Source organism: Vreelandella aquamarina, from assembly GCF_044805175.1.
GTDB classification, from domain to species: domain Bacteria; phylum Pseudomonadota; class Gammaproteobacteria; order Pseudomonadales; family Halomonadaceae; genus Vreelandella; species Vreelandella aquamarina_B.
The window spans coordinates 192,442-209,501 of the sequence record NZ_CP085232.1 but is presented as its reverse complement, the minus strand read 5'-3'; the positions used below and the strand labels follow the sequence as shown (position 1 = coordinate 209,501).

The window sequence follows — 17,060 nt, the reverse complement described above, 5'->3', positions numbered from 1 at the left end:
AAACGGATACTGAGTACTCTAAAGCACAATACTCAAGAGCATCTGGGCGGTTAGCATTGCTATCCCGCCCAGGCCTCAAGAAGCAGAAACGTAAATCAAACTGCTTACTTGGAGTACAGCTCGACGATCAGGTTTTCGTTGATGTCGGCAGTCAGGTCACCGCGTTCAGGCAGAGCCTTGAAAGTGCCTTCCATCTTCTTGGCGTCGATGTCGATCCAAGCGATGTCGCCACGGTTGGCCGCAATGGTCAACGCGTTTTGAATACGGGCTTGGTTCTTCGCCTTTTCGCGAACAGATACAACGTCACCGGGCTTCACTTGGTAGGAAGCAACGTTAACGGTACGGCCGTTCACGGCAATCGCCTTGTGGCTAACGAGCTGACGCGCTTCAGAGCGAGTCGAGCCGAAGCCCATACGGTAGACGACGTTATCCAGTCGGGATTCAAGCAGCTGCAGCAATACTTCACCGGTCGCACCTTTCAGGCGAGCGGCTTCTTTGTAGTAGTTGCGGAACTGCTTTTCGAGTACGCCATACATACGGCGTACTTTTTGCTTCTCACGAAGCTGCAAGCCGTAGTCGGAAAGACGCTGACGACGCTGGCCGTGTACACCCGGAATTTGCTCGGATTTACACTTTTTCTCGAAGGGAGTGACACCACTCTTCAGGAAGAGGTCGGTGCCTTCACGACGAGACAGTTTGCACTTCGGTCCAATATAACGAGCCATGAATCTGTCTCCTTAAACGCGGCGTTTCTTAGGCGGACGGCAGCCATTATGGGGAATGGGCGTCGCGTCTGTGATGCTTTGCACGCGGAAGCCGGCGGCATTCAGTGCGCGCACGGCGGATTCACGGCCGGGACCGGGGCCTTTGACCAGCACGTCTACGTTTTTCACACCATACTCGGCTGCAGCAGTCGCTGCACGCTCGCTTGCAACTTGCGCAGCGAACGGGGTGCTCTTACGAGAACCACGAAAACCCGAACCACCGGCAGTTGCCCAAGAAAGAGCATTGCCCTGGCGGTCTGTGATCGTCACGATCGTGTTGTTAAAAGAGGCATGGATGTGCGCTACGGCGTCCACTACCTGCTTTTTAACCTTTTTACGGTTACTACGCGGGTTAGCCATGTTGATGTCTATTCCTGTCTTTACGCCAGAACGTGCGTGTTATTTGCGGATCGGCTTACGCGGGCCCTTACGGGTACGCGCGTTAGTCTTGGTCCGCTGACCACGCAGCGGAAGACTACGACGATGACGCAGACCACGGTAGCAGCCTAAGTCCATGAGACGCTTAATGTTAAGCGTGACATCACGGCGAAGGTCGCCTTCTACGGTGAACTTACCAACTTCAGAACGCAGGGTATCCAGCTCATCGCTAGACAGATCCTGGATCTTGGTAGTCGGCGCGATACCGGCTGCAGCACAGATATGCTGAGCACGAGTACGGCCAATCCCGAAGATATAGGTCAGCGAGATCGCCGCATGCTTGTTGTCCGGGATATTGACGCCTGCAATACGGGCCATCAGCTTACTCCGAAATTTGAGCGGCTTGCTCGTTAATCATCTACAAAAGGCGCAACAGCATACCCCTTTATAAGCCCTAAGGCAAGGGGTATGCCGGCACCCGCTTAAATGCAGCCCAGGTTTAGCCCTGACGCTGCTTGTGCCGCGGTTCGGTGCAAATGACGCGAACAGCGCCATTGCGACGAATAATCTTGCAGTTACGGCACATCTTCTTTACGGAAGCTCGAACTTTCATCGTTCTCTCCAATTCGCAACGGCGCGCCTCAGCGCATGATGCCGCCGCTACCGTAGCCTTTCAGGTTGGACTTCTTCATCACTGAGTCATATTGATGCGACATGAGATGCGACTGCACCTGGGCCATGAAGTCCATGATGACCACTACCACGATCAGAAGCGATGTGCCGCCGAAGAAGAACGGTACGTTCCACGCTACGATCAGGAACTGGGGCATCAGGGAAACCGCAGTGATATACAAGGCACCGAACAGAGTGAGACGAGTCATCACTTTGTCGATATAGCGAGCGGTCTGCTCGCCGGGGCGAATGCCCGGCAGGAAAGCGCCTGACTTTTTCAGATTGTCAGCCACGTCCTTAGGGTTGAAGACCAGCGCTGTGTAAAAGAAGCAGAAGAATACCACTGCCGCCGCGAAAAGCAAGATGTAAAGCGGTTGGCCGGGACCTAACGCTTGTGATGCACGCTGCAACCACTCCATTCCTTCGCCAGCACCCACCCACTGGCCAATTGAGGCCGGGAAGAGAAGAATACTGGAAGCAAAGATAGCCGGGATAACACCCGCCATATTGACTTTCAAAGGCAAGTAGCTGCTTTGGCCTGCATACATCTTATTGCCCACCTGGCGCCGCGGGTAGTTCACTTTGAGGCGGCGTTGGCCACGCTCAATGAACACCACAAACGCAACGGTAGCAATACCTAGCACTGACAGCGCTAACAGCGGAAGAACATTCCAGGCCCCTTCATTGCGAGCAAGCTCAAACGCTTGCCCCACGGCACTGGGCAGCCCAGCGACGATCCCCGCGAAGATCAGCAGCGAAATACCGTTGCCGATGCCCTTCTCGGTGATCTGCTCACCTAGCCACATCATAAACACCGCGCCCGACACAAAGGTGATGATCGCAGTGAAATAGAAGCTGAAGTCAGCGCTGTAAGCGATGCCTTGGCTAGCCAGACCCACGGACATGCCGGTAGCCTGGACAAGTGCCAGTATCACCGTGCCGTAGCGGGTGTACTGGCTAATCTTGCGGCGGCCAGCCTCACCCTCTTTCTTGAGCTGCTCAAGATGAGGGGAGACCGCAGTCATAAGCTGCATGATAATCGACGCCGAGATATAGGGCATAATGCCCAGGGCGAGGACGCTCATGCGCTCCAGGGCGCCACCCGAGAACATGTTAAACATGCCTAGAATGGTGCCCTGTTGCTCCCTAAACAAGGCAGCAAGCTGGTCAGGATTGATACCGGGAACGGGAATGTGGGCACCGATACGGTACACCACGATGGCGAGGAGCACGAAGCGCAAACGCGCCCACAGTTCACTCAGACCGCTGCCCATCGCCGGCATATTTCCTGACTTGGCCATTTAGTCCTCTACCTTGCCGCCAGCGGCTTCGATCGCTTCACGGGCACCTTTGGTGACCTTGATACCACGAACGGTAACCGCCTTGTTCAGTTCGCCAGAAAGGATGATCTTCGCGTGTTGCGTTGCATCCTTCAGCACGTTGGCTTGCTTCAAGGTTTCCATGGTGACTTCGTCACCGGCAACCTTAGCAAGCTCGGCCAGGCGTACTTCTTCAGATACCAGCGACTTAGCAGACGTGAAGCCGAATTTCGGCAGACGACGCTGCAGCGGCATCTGACCGCCTTCGAAACCAGGCTTGACGCTGCCGCCACTGCGAGATTTCTGACCTTTGTGGCCACGGCCACCGGTCTTACCAAGACCGGAACCGATACCACGACCAACGCGCTTTTCAGCGTGTTTGGAGCCCGGTGCCGGGCTCAGGGTATTGAGTTTCATGGATTACTCTCCCTCAACGCGCACAAGGTAGTTAACCTTGTGGATCATGCCGCGTACGGCAGGGGTGTCTTCCAGCTCAACCGTATGACCGATGCGACGCAGACCCAGGCCCTTCATAGTAGCCTTGTGCTTGGGCAAAACGCCGATGGTGCTGCGGATCTGGGTAACCTTGATCGTTGCTGCCATGGTGCCTTACCCCGTGATCGCTTCGACAGACAGACCGCGCTTAGCGGCCACGTCTTCCGGTGCTTGCATGGAGGAGAGACCTTTCACAGTCGCCCGTACCACGTTAACCGGGTTGGTGGAACCGTAGCACTTGGCCAGTACATCGTGGACACCAGCCAGCTCTAGTACAGAGCGCATAGCGCCACCGGCGATGATACCGGTACCTTCAGAGGCCGGCTGCATGTACACCTTGGAAGCGCCGTGACGGGCTTTTACCGGGTACTGCAGTGTGTGGCCTGCAAGGTTAACCTTGACCATGTTGCGACGAGCTTGGTCCATCGCTTTCTGGATTGCGACCGGCACTTCACGCGCCTTGCCACGACCGAAACCGACACGACCTTTACCATCACCAACGACGGTCAGTGCGGTGAAGCCGAAAATACGACCACCTTTGACCACCTTGGCGACGCGGTTGACCTGCACTAACTTCTCTTGCAGATCGCCGCTTTGCTGTTCGTTCTTCGCCATCGTAAAACCCTTTAGAATTCCAGGCCGCCTTCACGAGCGGCGTCGGCCAGAGCCTTGACGCGGCCGTGATACTTAAAGCCAGCACGGTCGAAGGCCACCTGGGTGATGCCTGCTTCTTTAGCGCGCTCAGCAATCAGAGCACCGACCTTAGAGGCCGCTTCTGTGTTGCCGGTCGCACCCTCGCGCAGTGCTTTGTCCAGCGTAGAAGCACTGGCTAGCACTTTGCCACCATCCGGCGAGATAATCTGCGCGTAGATGTGACGCGGGGTACGGTTGACGCACAGGCGATACACGCCCAGCTCGCGGATCTTGGCGCGAGCGCGGCGGGCACGACGGAGACGAGATTCTTTCTTCGCGTTCATAACCCTGCCTTACTTCTTCTTGGCTTCTTTGCGACGCACCTGCTCGTCGGCGTACCGGACACCCTTGCCTTTATACGGCTCAGGCGGACGGAAGGCGCGGATTTCCGCGGCGCACTGGCCGAGCATCTGCTTGTCCGCACTTTTCAGTACGATCACGGTGTTTTTCGGCGTTTCCGCTGTAACACCCTTAGGCAGTTCGTAGTCGACCGGGTGCGAGAAGCCCAGTGAAAGATTGAGCGTCTGGCCCTTAGCTTGGGCACGATAACCGACGCCAACAATTTCGAGAGTTTTTGTGAAACCCTCAGATACGCCCGTTACCAGGTTCTGAACCAAGGCGCGGGTAGTACCGGCCATTGCCCAGCTCTTGGCAGACTCACTCGGGGCGAAGGTCAGCTGGCCATCTTCTTGACCAATCACCACGTCCTGGTGAATGGGCATAGACAGCGTGCCCTGGCCGCCTTTGGCGGTCAGCTGGCCAGCGTCGATTTTGATCTCGACACCAGCAGGCACTTTAACCGGATATTTCGCTATGCGGGACATTCCAGCCTCCTAGAATACGGTGCAGATGACTTCGCCACCGACGCCCGCTTGGCGCGCGGCACGATCGGTCATGACACCATTAGAGGTGGTGACAATCGCGATACCCAGACCATCGGCGACCTTGGGCAGGTTGTCCTTGCCCTTGTACTGGCGCAAAGACGGCTTGGAAACCCGCTGAATGTGCTCAATAACCGGCTTACCCTCAAAGTACTTGAGAGTTACGGTCAGCTCGGGTTTAACGCCTTCAGCCACCGTAAAGTCGGTAATGTAGCCTTCTTCCTTTAGCACGCGGGCCACTTCAACTTTCAGCTTGGAGGACGGCATAACTGCCGTCTCCTTGGTGGCCATCTGCGCATTGCGGATACGGGTAAACATATCCGCCAGAGTGTCTTGCATGCTCATTTAATGTGCGCTCCTGATGATTCTACGTGGCGTTACCAGCTGGACTTTTTCAGACCAGGGACGTCGCCACGCATGGCGGCTTCACGCAGCTTGTTACGGCCGAGGCCGAACTTGTTGTAAAAACCGTGCGGACGGCCAGTCACGCGGCAGCGATTACGCTGACGCACCGGGCTTGAGTCGCGCGGCAGTTGCTGCAGCTTCAGCGTCGCCTCGAAACGATCTTCTTCAGAAGCGTTCACGTCCGAGATGATTTTTTTGAGCTCTGCGCGCTTAGCCGCATACTTCTCGACTAGCTGAGTACGCTTGAGCTCACGCTCTACCATACTTTTCTTAGCCATGATCCAACCCTTATTTCTTGAACGGGAAGTTCAGTGCTGCAAGCAGCGCACGACCTTCCTCGTCGGTGTTGGCGGTAGTAGTGATAGTGACGTCCAGCCCCCGTACGCGATCGATTTTATCATACTCGATCTCTGGGAAGATGATCTGCTCACGCACACCCATAGAGTAATTGCCGCGACCGTCAAAAGACTTCGGGTTGAGACCACGGAAGTCACGCACGCGGGGAATCGCAATGTTTACCAGGCGGTCCAGGAAGTCCCACATACGCTCAGAGCGCAGTGTTACTTTGATACCGATCGGCCAACCTTCGCGCACCTTGAAGCCCGCGATGGACTTGCGTGCTTTGGTCACCAGCGGCTTCTGACCAGAGAGCTTCTCCAGGTCGCCGATGGCGTTGTCGATCAGCTTCTTATCGCTGACCGCTTCGCCGATACCCATGTTCAGAGTCACTTTCGTGATCCGGGGTACCTGCATTACGTTGGCGTAGCTGAACTGCTCTTTGAGTTGAGCCACCACCTCGTTTTGATAACGTTCTTTCAAGTTCGCCATTTTGCTACCCGACTCGCGTTAGGCGTCGATCTGCGTCTGCGTCGACTTGTAGATACGTACCTTGGTACCGTCTTCCTTAACTTGGAAGCCGACGCGATCCGCCTTACCGGTCTCCGAATTGAAGATGGCTACGTTGGACGCGTGAATCGGAGCCTCACGCTCGACGATACCGCCCTGATTTCCCGCCATGGGATTGGGCTTGGTGTGACGTTTAACGATATTCACACCGGACACCACGAAACGGTTTTCTAATACCCGCTTAACGGTGCCGCGCTTGCCCTTATCCTTCCCGGCGATGACGATGACTTCATCGTCACGTTTGATCTTTTGCATATCCGCCTCGCTCCTTACAGCACTTCAGGCGCTAGGGAAATGATCTTCATGAACTTCTCAGTACGAAGTTCACGAGTTACCGGCCCGAAGATACGCGTGCCGATCGGCTGTTCGTTGGTGTTGTTCAACAAAACTGCCGCATTTCCATCGAAACGGATCAGCGAACCGTCACTACGACGGACGCCACTACGGGTGCGAACTACCACCGCTTTCAGCACTTGGCCTTTTTTGACCTTGCCGCGCGGAATAGCTTCTTTCACCGTTACTTTAATGACGTCACCAACGCGGGCGTAGCGACGGTGTGAACCGCCCAGCACCTTGATGCATTGCACCCGGCGCGCTCCGCTGTTGTCGGCGACATCCAGCATTGTCTGAGTCTGAATCATCGGTTTTCTCCAAACCTAATCTGACTGCACTGGTTGGACAGACGCAGGGGTTAACCTTTGGCCTGCTCGACCACCTCGACCAGCGTCCAGGCTTTCTTCTTGGAAAGCGGACGGCACTCCTGAATGGAAACCGTATCGCCTGCCTTTGCCTGGTTCGCCTCATCATGGGCGTGCAGCTTGGTGGAGCGCTTAACGTATTTTCCGTAGATCGGGTGACGCTCACGACGCTCGATCATGACGACGATGGACTTATCCATCTTGTCGCTGACCACCTTGCCGGTCAGCGTACGTGTTTTTTTCTCTTCGGCCATCTCAATCACCTGCCTTCTCGTTGAGCACAGTCTTAACGCGGGCGATATCCCGACGGACCTGCTTGAGCAGATGAGTCTGGCTCAGTTGGCCGGTGGCCTTCTGCATGCGCAGGTTAAACTGCTCGCGGAGGAGCTCGAGGAGTTGCTCTTGGAGCTCTCCTACGGACTTTTCACGAATTTCCTGGGCTTTCATCACATCACCGTCCGTTTCGCAAAGGTGGTGGACAGGGGCATCTTCTGTGCGGCCAGTTCAAATGCTTCACGGGCCAGCTCTTCGGATACACCTTCAATTTCATACAGGACCCGACCCGGCTGGATCTGGGCTACCCAGTACTCAACTGAACCTTTACCCTTACCCATACGAACTTCGAGCGGCTTCTTGGAGATCGGCTTGTCCGGGAAAACGCGGATCCAAATTTTACCGCCACGTTTGACGTGACGTGTGATCGCACGACGGCCGGCTTCGATCTGACGCGCAGTAATGCGGCCACGACCGGTTGCTTTGAGACCGTACTCCCCGAAGCTGATCTTGCTTCCGCGATGTGCCAGGCCACGGTTGCGGCCTTTCATCATCTTGCGGAATTTCATACGCTTGGGCTGTAACATCGACTCGCTCTCCCCTTACCTGGAACCTTTCTTCTTGGGCGCGTTGCCGGCAGGCTGCTGTTGCTTAGCCTTGGCACGTACTTCCTCGATACCGCCGAGGATTTCGCCCTTGAAGATCCACACTTTGACGCCGATGACGCCGTAGGTGGTGTGAGCTTCGTAAGTGGCGTAGTCGATGTCCGCACGCAGAGTGTGCAGCGGAACGCGACCTTCGCGGTACCATTCGGTACGTGCGATTTCGGCACCACCCAGACGACCTGACAGCTGAATCTTGATGCCGCCAGCGCCAAGACGCATTGCGTTTTGCACCGCGCGCTTCATAGCGCGACGGAACATCACGCGACGCTCAAGCTGACCTGCTACGTTAGCAGCTACCAGCTTGGCATCCAGCTCCGGCTTGCGAACTTCTTCAATGTTCACGTGAACCGGAACACCCATCATCTCGGTCAGATCACGACGCAGACGGTCGACATCTTCACCTTTCTTACCAATCACGATACCCGGACGGGCAGTGTGGATAGTGATGCGGGCATTGTTAGCCGGACGCTCGATGTGAATGCGGCTTACGGAAGCGTTTTTCAGACGCTCTTCCAGGAAGCTGCGCACTTCGAGATCGTTGTTGAGCTTATCGGCATAGGCGCCGCGCTCGGCATACCAGACAGAAGCATGGTCTTTGACGATGCCCAGTCGAATGCCTGTTGGATTGACTTTCTGACCCATCTGGTCGACTCCTACTTCTCGGCTACCTTGACGGTGATGTGGCAGGTGCGCTTCAAGATACGATCCGCGCGGCCTTTGGCACGCGGCTTGATACGCTTGAGCGTCATGCCCTCATCGACGCAGATGGTCGAGACACGCAGCTCGTCGATATCCATGCCGTTATTTTCTTCCGCGTTTGCAATGGCGGACTGCAGCACTTTCTTAACCAGCTTGGCAGCCTTCTTCGGTGAGAAGGTCAGCAGGTCGAGTGCTTCGGCGACAGGTTTACCGCGCACCTGGTCAGCCACCAAACGGGCCTTCTGGGCGGATAAACGAGCGCCACGCAGCTTAGCTGTGACTTCCATCTCTCAATCCTCTCTGGCTTACCGTTTGGCTTTCTTGTCCGCCGCATGCCCGCGATAAGTGCGAGTGGCAGCGAATTCGCCCAGCTTGTGACCAACCATTTCCTCGGAAACATGCACCGGGACGTGTTGGCGACCGTTATGGACAGCGATTGTGAGGCCTACCATGTTTGGCAGGATCATCGAACGACGCGACCAAGTTTTGATCGGTTTACGGTCGTTCTTCTCCACTGCAGCCTCTACCTTCTTCAAAAGATGAAGGTCAATGAAGGGACCTTTCTTTAGTGAACGTGGCACAGCCGTTACCTCTTAATGTCTTGGCAATTTAGATCAACGTGTCTTATTACGACGACGAACGATCAGCTTGTCGGTGCGCTTGTTCTTACGCGTCTTGTGACCCTTAGTCGGCACGCCCCATGGGGATACCGGGTGACGACCACCACTGGTGCGGCCTTCACCACCACCGTGTGGGTGATCCACCGGGTTCATCGCGACACCGCGAACAGTCGGACGCACACCTCTCCAGCGCTTCGCACCGGCCTTGCCAAGTTGACGCAGGCTGTGCTCGGAGTTGCTCACTTCACCCAAGGTTGCGCGGCACTCAGCCAACACCTTACGCATTTCGCCAGAGCGAAGACGCAGGGTGGCGTAGTTACCTTCACGAGCAACCAGCTGAGCGCTAGTACCGGCACTGCGAGCAATCTGCGCGCCTTTACCCGGCTTCAGTTCGATACCGTGAACGGTAGAACCCAGCGGAATGTTGCGCAGCGGCAAGGCATTGCCTTTTTTGATGGGCGCGTTAACACCAGATTCCAGCACGTCACCCGCGCTGACACCTTTCGGTGCAATGATGTAACGACGCTCGCCATCGGCATACTTCAGCAGTGCAATGTGCGCACTGCGGTTCGGGTCGTGCTCCAGACGCTCAACAGTGGCCGGAATGCCATCTTTGGTGCGTTTGAAGTCGATCAACCGATAGTGGTGACGGTGACCACCGCCCACGTGGCGGGTGGTGATGCGACCGTAGTTGTTACGGCCACCGGACTTGGACTGCTTTTCCAAAAGCGGTGCATAGGCACGGCCTTTGTACAGTTCCTCACCAACGATCTTGACGACGTGGCGACGACCGGCGGATGTGGGTTTGGTCTTGACGATTGCCATTATCCGTACTCCTGCCCTTATTCGGCGCCAGAGAAGTCTTCGAGCGTTTCACCCGCAGCCAGGGTCACATACGCTTTGCGGTAACCCTTACGCAGGCCAACGCCGTGAGCAGTACGCTTAGTTTTACCCTTAACGTTCAGCACCTGAACGCTGCCGACCTTCTTGCCGAACAGTGCTTCAACGGCTTTCTTGATCTCGGGCTTGGTAGCATCGCTTGCCACCTTGAAAACGTACTGGTTGCGCTCGGCTGCCATCGCGGCCTTTTCGGTCACGTGCGGTCCAAGCAGAACCTTGAATACGCGTTCCTGGTTCATGCCAGCTTCTCCTCGAATTTACGCAGGGCGGAGACGGTGACCAGGACCTTATCAAAGGCAACCAGGCTCACCGGATCAGCTGCAGCGACATCCACCACGTCAACGTGGGGAAGGTTGCGTGCGGCCAGATAGAGCTTCTCGTCAACTTCTTCAGTCACGATCAACACTTTCTCAAGGTTGAGCTCTTTCAGCTTGGCAGCTACCTGCTTGGTCTTCGGCGCTTCTACGCTGAACTCTTCAACAGCGACCAGGCGCTCTTGACGTACCAGCTCAGACAGGATGGAGCGCATCGCCGCGCGGTACATTTTGCGGTTAACTTTCTGGGTGTAGTCCTGGGGACGCGCCGCGAAAGTTACGCCGCCACTGCGCCACAGCGGAGAGCGGATAGTACCGGCACGTGCACGACCGGTACCCTTCTGACGCCACGGCTTCTTACCACCACCACGTACGTCGGAACGGTTCTTTTGAGCGCGTGTACCCTGACGGCCACCAGCCAAGTAGGCGGTAACAACCTGGTGAACCAGCGCTTCGTTGAATTCTTTGCCAAAAGTGGCGTCGGCTACTTCAACGGTACCCGTGCCTGCAGCAAGATTCAGATTCATTGGTAATTATCCCCTTCAGCCAGCTTTCACGGCGCGGCGAACGATAACGTCGCTACCGGTAGCTCCCGGTACAGCGCCCTTGATCAGCAGCAGGTTACGCTCGGCGTCGACACGGACGATTTCAAGGCTCTGTACGGTGCAACGGGTGTTACCCATTTGACCGGCCATCTTTTTGCCTTTAAATACGCGACCAGGTGTCTGACACATGCCGATAGAACCCGGCGCGCGATGCGACAGGGAGTTACCATGGCTGTTGTCTTGGGTACGGAAGTTCCAGCGCTTAACAGCGCCCTGGAAGCCTTTACCCTTAGAGGTGCCGGTCACGTCAATCATTTGACCAGCTTCGAAGAGGGATACGGTGAGTTCGCCACCCACTTCAGGAGCTTCTTCGCCTTCTGCAAGACGGAATTCCATCAGTGAACGACCAGCCTCAACACCCGCCTTGGCAAACTGTCCAGCTTGCGCTTTGGTGAGGTGCTTGGCTTTACGAGAACCTGCAGTCACCTGAACCGCTGCGTAGCCGTCAGACTCAACAGTCTTAACGCGCGTTACACGGTTAGGATCAACTTCAATAACGGTCACGGGCACGGATGCGCCATCTTCGGTAAAGACACGGGTCATCCCGGCCTTTTTACCGACTAAACCGATAGTCATACTCAGTCTCCTATAGTGTACGGGGCTATCACCCGCTATGGCTGCCCTTTCCAGAGCATTCCACTAGCACATTGTGTGGCGCCTCACGGCGCGGCGGCTGCTGCTCACATACTCAAAAACGGTGAGCGCTGGGCCGCGAAGTGTCTAGTGTATTAGTCGAGCTTGATTTGCACGTCTACGCCAGCGGCGAGATCGAGCTTCATCAGCGCATCAACAGTTTTCTCGGTCGGCTCAACGATGTCGAGCACACGCTTGTGAGTACGAATCTCATACTGATCACGCGCATCTTTGTTGACGTGCGGTGAAATCAGGATGGTGTAGCGCTCGCGGTTGGTCGGCAGCGGAATCGGACCACGAACCTGAGCACCAGTACGCTTAGCGGTTTCAACGATCTCCGCTGTGGACTGATCGATCAGGCGATGGTCGAACGCTTTCAACCGAATGCGAATCTTCTGGTTCTGCATTTGCCCTAAACTCCAATGGATGTCGACGGCGCGAGCCGTCTACCCACGCATTCAAAGGATGCGCATTATAGGCACGCCAAAAGCTCATGTCAAACATTTGCGATTGGTGCGCAGAAAAGGGGGCTCACAAGAGCCCCCTCTTGAATCATCAAGCAATCAGATTACTTAACGATCTTGGCCACAACGCCAGCACCAACGGTACGACCACCTTCGCGAATAGCGAAGCGCAGACCGTCGTCCATAGCGATCGGAGCGATCAGGGTAACAACCATTTTCACGTTGTCGCCCGGCATTACCATTTCAACACCTTCCGGCAGTTCACAAGTACCCGTTACGTCAGTGGTACGGAAGTAGAACTGCGGACGGTAGCCCTTGAAGAACGGAGTGTGACGACCACCTTCTTCTTTGGACAGTACGTATACTTCAGCTTCGAAGACAGTGTGCGGGTTGATGGTGCCCGGCTTAGCCAGTACCTGACCACGCTCAACGTCATCACGCTTAGTACCACGCAGCAGCGCACCAACGTTCTCACCTGCACGACCTTCGTCGAGCAGCTTACGGAACATTTCTACGCCAGTAACGGTAGTTTTGGTGGTGTCGCGGATACCCACGATTTCCACTTCTTCACCGGCTTTAACGATACCGCGCTCTACACGACCGGTAACAACAGTACCACGGCCAGAGATAGAGAATACGTCTTCGATCGGCATCAGGAACGGCTGGTCGATAGCACGCTCCGGCTCAGGGATGTACTCATCCAGAGCTTTGATCAGGTTAGCTACCGCAGTAGTACCCATGCCGTTCTCGTCTTCACCGTTCAGCGCCATCAGGGCAGAACCAGTGATGATCGGCGTGTCGTCACCCGGGAAGTCGTACTCAGACAGAAGTTCACGAACTTCCATCTCGACCAGCTCGAGCAGCTCTTCGTCATCGACCATGTCCGCTTTGTTCAGGAACACAACGATGTACGGAACACCAACCTGACGAGACAGCAGGATGTGCTCGCGAGTCTGCGGCATGGGGCCGTCTGCAGCAGAACATACCAGGATCGCGCCGTCCATCTGGGCAGCACCGGTGATCATGTTCTTGACGTAGTCAGCGTGTCCCGGGCAGTCAACGTGAGCGTAGTGACGCTGCTCAGACTGGTACTCAACGTGAGATGTAGCGATGGTGATACCGCGCTCACGCTCTTCCGGAGCGTTATCGATGGTATCAAACTCACGCCAGTCGCCGCCGAAAACCTCAGCAGACACGCGGGTCAGGGCCGCTGTCAGAGTCGTTTTACCGTGGTCGACGTGACCGATGGTGCCGACGTTGACGTGCGGTTTGGAACGTTCAAATTTTTCCTTAGCCACTGCTATAACCTCTTTACGTTAGCTAACGGTTAACCGTTTTGGTTGATGACGGCTTCAACGACGCTGGAGGGCGCCTCCTCGTACTTCGCGAACTCCATAGAGTAGCTCGCACGGCCCTGGGTTTGTGAGCGCAGATCGGTTGCGTAACCGAACATCTCACCCAGTGGCACCGTTGCACGAATGACTTTACCAGAAGTGGAGTCATCCATACCCTGCACCAGGCCGCGACGACGGTTCAGGTCGCCCATGACGTCACCCATAAACTCTTCGGGGGTCACGACTTCGACCTTCATCACCGGCTCCAGCAGCACGGCCTTGGCCTTCCTGGCACCTTCTTTCACTGCCATAGAAGAAGCAATCTTGAACGCAGTCTCGTTAGAGTCCACGTCATGGTAGGAACCATCAAACAGCGATACTTTAACGTCGATCATCGGGTAGCCCGCGATGACACCGTTTTGCAGCTGCTCGAAAGCACCTTTCTCAACCGCAGGCACGTATTCCTTCGGAACCACACCACCTACGATCTCAGAGTTGAACTTGAAGAAGATCTCTTCTTCGCCTTCACCCTTCTCTTCTGCAGTCAGCGGCTCGATACGCAGCCATACGTGACCGTACTGACCACGACCACCAGACTGACGTACAAACTTGCCTTCCTGCTCTACGCTGCCGCGAATCGTCTCACGGTAGGCAACCTGCGGCTTACCGATGTTCGCTTCAACCTTGAACTCGCGACGCATACGGTCAACGATGATGTCCAGGTGCAGCTCACCCATACCAGAGATGATGGTCTGGCCGGTTTCTTCGTCGGTCTTAACCTGGAAGGAGGGATCTTCCTGGGCCAGTTTGCCCAGTGCAACGCCCATTTTTTCCTGGTCAGCTTTGGACTTAGGCTCAACGGCAACCGAGATTACCGGATCCGGGAACTCCATGCGCTCGAGAACAATTTTGTTATCGATATCGCACAGGGTGTCACCTGTAGTGACGTCCTTCAGACCGATACAAGCAGCGATGTCGCCTGCCAGTACTTCTTTGATCTCTTCGCGAGAGTTGGCATGCATCTGAACGATACGACCAACACGCTCTTTCTTCTGCTTAACGGAGTTATAAACGCCGTCACCAGATTTCAGAACGCCTGAGTAAACGCGAATAAAGGTTAGCGTACCAACGAAGGGGTCGGTCGCGATCTTGAACGCCAGAGCGGCAAACGGAGCGCTGTCGTCCGCTTCGCGGGTCGCCACAGTACCGTCTTTGTCGTCCAGCTCACCTTCGATTGCCTTAACTTCTGTCGGCGAAGGCATGTATTCGATGACGCCGTCCAGAACCGCCTGTACACCCTTGTTCTTAAACGCAGAACCACAGGTAACCAGAACAATTTCGTTGGCCAGCGTACGAGCACGTAGACCCGCCTTGATTTCAGCGATGGTTAGCTCGCCTTCTTCAAGGTACTTGTCCATCAGCTCTTCAGAAGCTTCAGCGGCGGCTTCAACCATCTGCTCGCGGTACTCTTCAGCGGTCTCTTGCAGTTCCGCCGGGATATCCACGAGCTCGAAGTTCATGCCCAGGCTCTCTTCGTCCCACAAGATGGCTTTCATCTCGATCAGGTCGATAACGCCTTTAAAGTCTTCTTCCGTGCCCCAGTTAATCTGGATCGGCACTGCGTTGGCACCCAGGCGCTCTTTCAGCTGGTTGACAACCATGAAGAAGTCAGCACCGGTACGGTCCATCTTGTTGACGAATACCATACGCGGAACTTCGTATTTGTTGGCCTGACGCCATACAGTTTCGGTCTGCGGCTGAACGCCGGAGGAACCGCACAGTACAACGACCGCACCATCAAGAACACGCAGGGAGCGTTCAACTTCGATAGTGAAGTCAACGTGCCCAGGGGTGTCGATGATGTTAATACGGTGCTCGTCGAACTGCTTGCTCATGCCCTGCCAGAAACAGGTAGTTGCAGCTGAGGTGATAGTGATACCACGCTCCTGCTCCTGCTCCATCCAGTCCATGGTCGCTGCACCGTCGTGCACTTCGCCCACTTTGTGAGAAAGGCCGGTGTAGAACAGTACGCGCTCAGTTGTTGTGGTTTTACCCGCATCAACGTGTGCCACGATACCGATATTGCGATAACGATTCAGTGGAGTCTTGCGTGCCACGGTGAAACTCCCGTTAGTTGGCGATGCTCGTTAATCCAGCGGTGCACTTTTTGCTTATGCCACCGCCGCCATCGATAACGATAGCGGCGGCGTGTTGCAACATGACGAAAATTTTTCTTATCACGACGCAACCAGCAAAAAGAAACACAAACTTAGAAGCGCCGAGCTTAGAAACGATAGTGAGAGAAGGCCTTGTTGGCTTCTGCCATGCGGTGCACGTCTTCACGCTTCTTAACCGCAGAGCCTTTGCCTTCAGCGGCATCCAGCATTTCACCTGCCAGGCGCTGAACCATCGTTTTTTCACCGCGACGACGCGCAGCGTCTACCAGCCAGCGCATTGCTAGCGCTTGGCGGCGTGACGGACGAACTTCAACCGGCACCTGATAAGTCGCACCACCTACGCGGCGAGACTTCACTTCAACCATCGGCTGGATGGTTTCCAGCGCTTTGTCGAAGATTTCCAGCGGCTCTTCTTTACTACGCTCGGCAACCTTGTCCAACGCACCATAGACGATGCGCTCAGCTACGGACTTTTTGCCGCTGACCATCAGGTGGTTCATGAACTTCGCCAGACGCTCACTTCCGAACTTAGGATCCGGCAGGATTTCGCGTTTAGCTACAACTCTTCTTCTAGGCATGATAAGCCCTCAATTAAGGATCCTTCAGGTAAACTCGGGACTAACTGTCGCCAATCGCGCTGCCCGACCTTACTCTTATCAGACCGTCATATTCGTGTGAAAGGTAACGCCACAGCGCCTACGCGCTGCGATAAGCCGTCTTAAGACTTCGGACGCTTAGTACCGTACTTAGAACGACCCTGCTTACGGTTCTGTACGCCAGAGGTGTCGAGGGCGCCACGAACGGTGTGATAACGCACACCCGGCAAATCCTTTACACGACCGCCGCGAATCAGAACAACAGAGTGCTCCTGGAGGTTGTGACCTTCACCACCAATGTAAGAAGAGACTTCAAAACCGTTCGTCAGGCGCACACGGCAAACCTTACGTAGGGCTGAGTTCGGCTTCTTAGGGGTAGTGGTGTAAACGCGGGTACAAACGCCGCGCTTTTGCGGGCATGCCTGAAGCGCAGGCACGTCACTTTTAGTGACGGGGCGCTTGCGCGGCTTGCGCACTAGCTGATTAATCGTTGCCATGGTGTTTAGCTGACTCCAATGGTTGCCTTAGCCTTTAACAAGTACTGCCAGCGGATGCGGGCGCACCCGCCC

The 17,060-nt window shown here is 55.5% G+C and carries 30 protein-coding genes; all 30 read right to left on the bottom strand.

The genetic code is table 11. The features are described from left to right. Nucleotides 1-104 precede the first annotated feature (104 nt). The gene (gene rpsD, locus LG300_RS01020) at nt 105-725 is read right to left on the bottom strand and encodes a 30S ribosomal protein S4 (RefSeq protein ID WP_404376568.1); all 621 of its coding nucleotides are present in this window, start codon (nt 723-725) and stop codon (nt 105-107) included. 12 nt (nt 726-737) lie between these two features. Continuing rightward, nucleotides 738-1,124: a 30S ribosomal protein S11 gene (gene rpsK, locus LG300_RS01015; RefSeq protein ID WP_009723883.1), complete on the bottom strand. Its 387-nt coding sequence runs from the start codon at nt 1,122-1,124 to the stop codon at nt 738-740. A 39-nt stretch (nt 1,125-1,163) separates the two neighbouring features. After that, nucleotides 1,164-1,520 (bottom strand): 30S ribosomal protein S13, encoded by a 357-nt coding sequence (rpsM, locus tag LG300_RS01010; protein WP_404376567.1) that lies wholly within the window; start codon nt 1,518-1,520, stop codon nt 1,164-1,166. Between the two features lie 121 nt (nt 1,521-1,641). After that, complete coding sequence (gene rpmJ / locus LG300_RS01005; RefSeq protein WP_031384759.1) at nt 1,642-1,755, bottom strand: 50S ribosomal protein L36; 114 nt, start codon at nt 1,753-1,755, stop codon at nt 1,642-1,644. A 28-nt stretch (nt 1,756-1,783) separates the two neighbouring features. Then, nucleotides 1,784-3,115 carry a preprotein translocase subunit SecY gene (secY, locus tag LG300_RS01000; protein WP_054640906.1) on the bottom strand — a complete coding sequence of 444 codons (1,332 nt, stop codon included), beginning with the start codon at nt 3,113-3,115 and terminating at the stop codon, nt 1,784-1,786. Then, nucleotides 3,116-3,550 carry a 50S ribosomal protein L15 gene (gene rplO, locus LG300_RS00995; RefSeq protein ID WP_089674586.1) on the bottom strand — a complete coding sequence of 145 codons (435 nt, stop codon included), beginning with the start codon at nt 3,548-3,550 and terminating at the stop codon, nt 3,116-3,118. A 3-nt stretch (nt 3,551-3,553) separates the two neighbouring features. After that, a complete protein-coding gene (gene rpmD, locus LG300_RS00990) occupies nt 3,554-3,736 on the bottom strand; it encodes a 50S ribosomal protein L30 (RefSeq protein WP_009723888.1) in 183 nt (60 codons plus the stop codon). Nucleotides 3,737-3,742: 6 nt separating this feature from the next. Further along, a complete protein-coding gene (rpsE, locus tag LG300_RS00985; protein ID WP_007111990.1) occupies nt 3,743-4,243 on the bottom strand; it encodes a 30S ribosomal protein S5 in 501 nt (166 codons plus the stop codon). A gap of 11 nt (nt 4,244-4,254) precedes the next feature. Beyond that, complete coding sequence (gene rplR, locus LG300_RS00980; RefSeq protein WP_404376566.1) at nt 4,255-4,605, bottom strand: 50S ribosomal protein L18; 351 nt, start codon at nt 4,603-4,605, stop codon at nt 4,255-4,257. Nucleotides 4,606-4,614: 9 nt separating this feature from the next. Further along, nucleotides 4,615-5,145, bottom strand: a complete 531-nt coding sequence (gene rplF / locus LG300_RS00975; protein WP_404376565.1) for a 50S ribosomal protein L6 — start codon at nt 5,143-5,145, stop codon at nt 4,615-4,617. A 9-nt stretch (nt 5,146-5,154) separates the two neighbouring features. After that, nucleotides 5,155-5,547 carry a 30S ribosomal protein S8 gene (rpsH, locus tag LG300_RS00970; RefSeq protein WP_404376564.1) on the bottom strand — a complete coding sequence of 131 codons (393 nt, stop codon included), beginning with the start codon at nt 5,545-5,547 and terminating at the stop codon, nt 5,155-5,157. Between the two features lie 32 nt (nt 5,548-5,579). After that, nucleotides 5,580-5,885: a 30S ribosomal protein S14 gene (rpsN, locus tag LG300_RS00965; protein ID WP_044628827.1), complete on the bottom strand. Its 306-nt coding sequence runs from the start codon at nt 5,883-5,885 to the stop codon at nt 5,580-5,582. A 10-nt stretch (nt 5,886-5,895) separates the two neighbouring features. Next, complete coding sequence (gene rplE, locus LG300_RS00960) at nt 5,896-6,435, bottom strand: 50S ribosomal protein L5 (RefSeq protein WP_044628828.1); 540 nt, start codon at nt 6,433-6,435, stop codon at nt 5,896-5,898. Between the two features lie 18 nt (nt 6,436-6,453). Next, nucleotides 6,454-6,768 carry a 50S ribosomal protein L24 gene (gene rplX / locus LG300_RS00955; protein ID WP_404376563.1) on the bottom strand — a complete coding sequence of 105 codons (315 nt, stop codon included), beginning with the start codon at nt 6,766-6,768 and terminating at the stop codon, nt 6,454-6,456. 14 nt (nt 6,769-6,782) lie between these two features. Further along, nucleotides 6,783-7,154, bottom strand: a complete 372-nt coding sequence (gene rplN / locus LG300_RS00950) for a 50S ribosomal protein L14 (protein WP_146803726.1) — start codon at nt 7,152-7,154, stop codon at nt 6,783-6,785. 50 nt (nt 7,155-7,204) lie between these two features. After that, nucleotides 7,205-7,465, bottom strand: a complete 261-nt coding sequence (gene rpsQ, locus LG300_RS00945; protein WP_009723897.1) for a 30S ribosomal protein S17 — start codon at nt 7,463-7,465, stop codon at nt 7,205-7,207. 1 nt (nt 7,466) lies between these two features. Next, nucleotides 7,467-7,658 (bottom strand): 50S ribosomal protein L29, encoded by a 192-nt coding sequence (gene rpmC / locus LG300_RS00940; protein ID WP_016915779.1) that lies wholly within the window; start codon nt 7,656-7,658, stop codon nt 7,467-7,469. Next, a complete protein-coding gene (rplP, locus tag LG300_RS00935) occupies nt 7,658-8,071 on the bottom strand; it encodes a 50S ribosomal protein L16 (protein WP_007112000.1) in 414 nt (137 codons plus the stop codon). Before rplP ends, rpmC begins: the two co-directional genes overlap by 1 nt. A 15-nt stretch (nt 8,072-8,086) precedes the next feature. After that, complete coding sequence (gene rpsC / locus LG300_RS00930) at nt 8,087-8,791, bottom strand: 30S ribosomal protein S3 (RefSeq protein WP_018917731.1); 705 nt, start codon at nt 8,789-8,791, stop codon at nt 8,087-8,089. Nucleotides 8,792-8,802: 11 nt separating this feature from the next. After that, nucleotides 8,803-9,135 (bottom strand): 50S ribosomal protein L22, encoded by a 333-nt coding sequence (gene rplV, locus LG300_RS00925; protein WP_010626471.1) that lies wholly within the window; start codon nt 9,133-9,135, stop codon nt 8,803-8,805. An 18-nt stretch (nt 9,136-9,153) separates the two neighbouring features. Then, nucleotides 9,154-9,429, bottom strand: a complete 276-nt coding sequence (gene rpsS, locus LG300_RS00920; protein WP_009098993.1) for a 30S ribosomal protein S19 — start codon at nt 9,427-9,429, stop codon at nt 9,154-9,156. Between the two features lie 33 nt (nt 9,430-9,462). Continuing rightward, nucleotides 9,463-10,293: a 50S ribosomal protein L2 gene (gene rplB, locus LG300_RS00915; protein ID WP_044628832.1), complete on the bottom strand. Its 831-nt coding sequence runs from the start codon at nt 10,291-10,293 to the stop codon at nt 9,463-9,465. 17 nt (nt 10,294-10,310) lie between these two features. Continuing rightward, on the bottom strand, nt 10,311-10,607 hold the full coding sequence (gene rplW, locus LG300_RS00910; protein WP_009723902.1) for a 50S ribosomal protein L23: 297 nt from the start codon (nt 10,605-10,607) through the stop codon (nt 10,311-10,313). Continuing rightward, entirely contained in the window at nt 10,604-11,209 is a 606-nt protein-coding gene (gene rplD / locus LG300_RS00905; RefSeq protein ID WP_249978952.1) for a 50S ribosomal protein L4, read from the bottom strand. Before rplD ends, rplW begins: the two co-directional genes overlap by 4 nt. 15 nt (nt 11,210-11,224) lie before the next feature. Next, nucleotides 11,225-11,863: a 50S ribosomal protein L3 gene (gene rplC, locus LG300_RS00900; protein ID WP_404376560.1), complete on the bottom strand. Its 639-nt coding sequence runs from the start codon at nt 11,861-11,863 to the stop codon at nt 11,225-11,227. A 152-nt stretch (nt 11,864-12,015) separates the two neighbouring features. Next, on the bottom strand, nt 12,016-12,327 hold the full coding sequence (gene rpsJ / locus LG300_RS00895) for a 30S ribosomal protein S10 (protein ID WP_009098983.1): 312 nt from the start codon (nt 12,325-12,327) through the stop codon (nt 12,016-12,018). A 161-nt stretch (nt 12,328-12,488) separates the two neighbouring features. Next, the gene (tuf, locus tag LG300_RS00890; RefSeq protein ID WP_404376559.1) at nt 12,489-13,682 is read right to left on the bottom strand and encodes an elongation factor Tu; all 1,194 of its coding nucleotides are present in this window, start codon (nt 13,680-13,682) and stop codon (nt 12,489-12,491) included. Between the two features lie 29 nt (nt 13,683-13,711). Further along, the gene (fusA, locus tag LG300_RS00885) at nt 13,712-15,835 is read right to left on the bottom strand and encodes an elongation factor G (protein ID WP_404376558.1); all 2,124 of its coding nucleotides are present in this window, start codon (nt 15,833-15,835) and stop codon (nt 13,712-13,714) included. A gap of 167 nt (nt 15,836-16,002) precedes the next feature. Next, a complete protein-coding gene (gene rpsG, locus LG300_RS00880; protein WP_016915771.1) occupies nt 16,003-16,473 on the bottom strand; it encodes a 30S ribosomal protein S7 in 471 nt (156 codons plus the stop codon). A gap of 140 nt (nt 16,474-16,613) precedes the next feature. Next, entirely contained in the window at nt 16,614-16,988 is a 375-nt protein-coding gene (gene rpsL, locus LG300_RS00875; RefSeq protein WP_009098973.1) for a 30S ribosomal protein S12, read from the bottom strand. Nucleotides 16,989-17,060 lie beyond the last annotated feature (72 nt).

What these genes read in the sequence shown, in the direction of transcription:
- rpsD (WP_404376568.1), bottom strand. Translation starts at nt 725, where the DNA reads ATGGCTCGTTATATTGGACCGAAGTGCAAACTGTCTCGTCGTGAAGGC.
- rpsK (WP_009723883.1), bottom strand. Translation starts at nt 1,124, where the DNA reads ATGGCTAACCCGCGTAGTAACCGTAAAAAGGTTAAAAAGCAGGTAGTG.
- rpsM (WP_404376567.1), bottom strand. Translation starts at nt 1,520, where the DNA reads ATGGCCCGTATTGCAGGCGTCAATATCCCGGACAACAAGCATGCGGCG.
- rpmJ (WP_031384759.1), bottom strand. Translation starts at nt 1,755, where the DNA reads ATGAAAGTTCGAGCTTCCGTAAAGAAGATGTGCCGTAACTGCAAGATT.
- secY (WP_054640906.1), bottom strand. Translation starts at nt 3,115, where the DNA reads ATGGCCAAGTCAGGAAATATGCCGGCGATGGGCAGCGGTCTGAGTGAA.
- rplO (WP_089674586.1), bottom strand. Translation starts at nt 3,550, where the DNA reads ATGAAACTCAATACCCTGAGCCCGGCACCGGGCTCCAAACACGCTGAA.
- rpmD (WP_009723888.1), bottom strand. Translation starts at nt 3,736, where the DNA reads ATGGCAGCAACGATCAAGGTTACCCAGATCCGCAGCACCATCGGCGTT.
- rpsE (WP_007111990.1), bottom strand. Translation starts at nt 4,243, where the DNA reads ATGGCGAAGAACGAACAGCAAAGCGGCGATCTGCAAGAGAAGTTAGTG.
- rplR (WP_404376566.1), bottom strand. Translation starts at nt 4,605, where the DNA reads ATGAACGCGAAGAAAGAATCTCGTCTCCGTCGTGCCCGCCGCGCTCGC.
- rplF (WP_404376565.1), bottom strand. Translation starts at nt 5,145, where the DNA reads ATGTCCCGCATAGCGAAATATCCGGTTAAAGTGCCTGCTGGTGTCGAG.
- rpsH (WP_404376564.1), bottom strand. Translation starts at nt 5,547, where the DNA reads ATGAGCATGCAAGACACTCTGGCGGATATGTTTACCCGTATCCGCAAT.
- rpsN (WP_044628827.1), bottom strand. Translation starts at nt 5,885, where the DNA reads ATGGCTAAGAAAAGTATGGTAGAGCGTGAGCTCAAGCGTACTCAGCTA.
- rplE (WP_044628828.1), bottom strand. Translation starts at nt 6,435, where the DNA reads ATGGCGAACTTGAAAGAACGTTATCAAAACGAGGTGGTGGCTCAACTC.
- rplX (WP_404376563.1), bottom strand. Translation starts at nt 6,768, where the DNA reads ATGCAAAAGATCAAACGTGACGATGAAGTCATCGTCATCGCCGGGAAG.
- rplN (WP_146803726.1), bottom strand. Translation starts at nt 7,154, where the DNA reads ATGATTCAGACTCAGACAATGCTGGATGTCGCCGACAACAGCGGAGCG.
- rpsQ (WP_009723897.1), bottom strand. Translation starts at nt 7,465, where the DNA reads ATGGCCGAAGAGAAAAAAACACGTACGCTGACCGGCAAGGTGGTCAGC.
- rpmC (WP_016915779.1), bottom strand. Translation starts at nt 7,658, where the DNA reads ATGAAAGCCCAGGAAATTCGTGAAAAGTCCGTAGGAGAGCTCCAAGAG.
- rplP (WP_007112000.1), bottom strand. Translation starts at nt 8,071, where the DNA reads ATGTTACAGCCCAAGCGTATGAAATTCCGCAAGATGATGAAAGGCCGC.
- rpsC (WP_018917731.1), bottom strand. Translation starts at nt 8,791, where the DNA reads ATGGGTCAGAAAGTCAATCCAACAGGCATTCGACTGGGCATCGTCAAA.
- rplV (WP_010626471.1), bottom strand. Translation starts at nt 9,135, where the DNA reads ATGGAAGTCACAGCTAAGCTGCGTGGCGCTCGTTTATCCGCCCAGAAG.
- rplB (WP_044628832.1), bottom strand. Translation starts at nt 10,293, where the DNA reads ATGGCAATCGTCAAGACCAAACCCACATCCGCCGGTCGTCGCCACGTC.
- rplW (WP_009723902.1), bottom strand. Translation starts at nt 10,607, where the DNA reads ATGAACCAGGAACGCGTATTCAAGGTTCTGCTTGGACCGCACGTGACC.
- rplD (WP_249978952.1), bottom strand. Translation starts at nt 11,209, where the DNA reads ATGAATCTGAATCTTGCTGCAGGCACGGGTACCGTTGAAGTAGCCGAC.
- rplC (WP_404376560.1), bottom strand. Translation starts at nt 11,863, where the DNA reads ATGACTATCGGTTTAGTCGGTAAAAAGGCCGGGATGACCCGTGTCTTT.
- rpsJ (WP_009098983.1), bottom strand. Translation starts at nt 12,327, where the DNA reads ATGCAGAACCAGAAGATTCGCATTCGGTTGAAAGCGTTCGACCATCGC.
- rpsG (WP_016915771.1), bottom strand. Translation starts at nt 16,473, where the DNA reads ATGCCTAGAAGAAGAGTTGTAGCTAAACGCGAAATCCTGCCGGATCCT.
- rpsL (WP_009098973.1), bottom strand. Translation starts at nt 16,988, where the DNA reads ATGGCAACGATTAATCAGCTAGTGCGCAAGCCGCGCAAGCGCCCCGTC.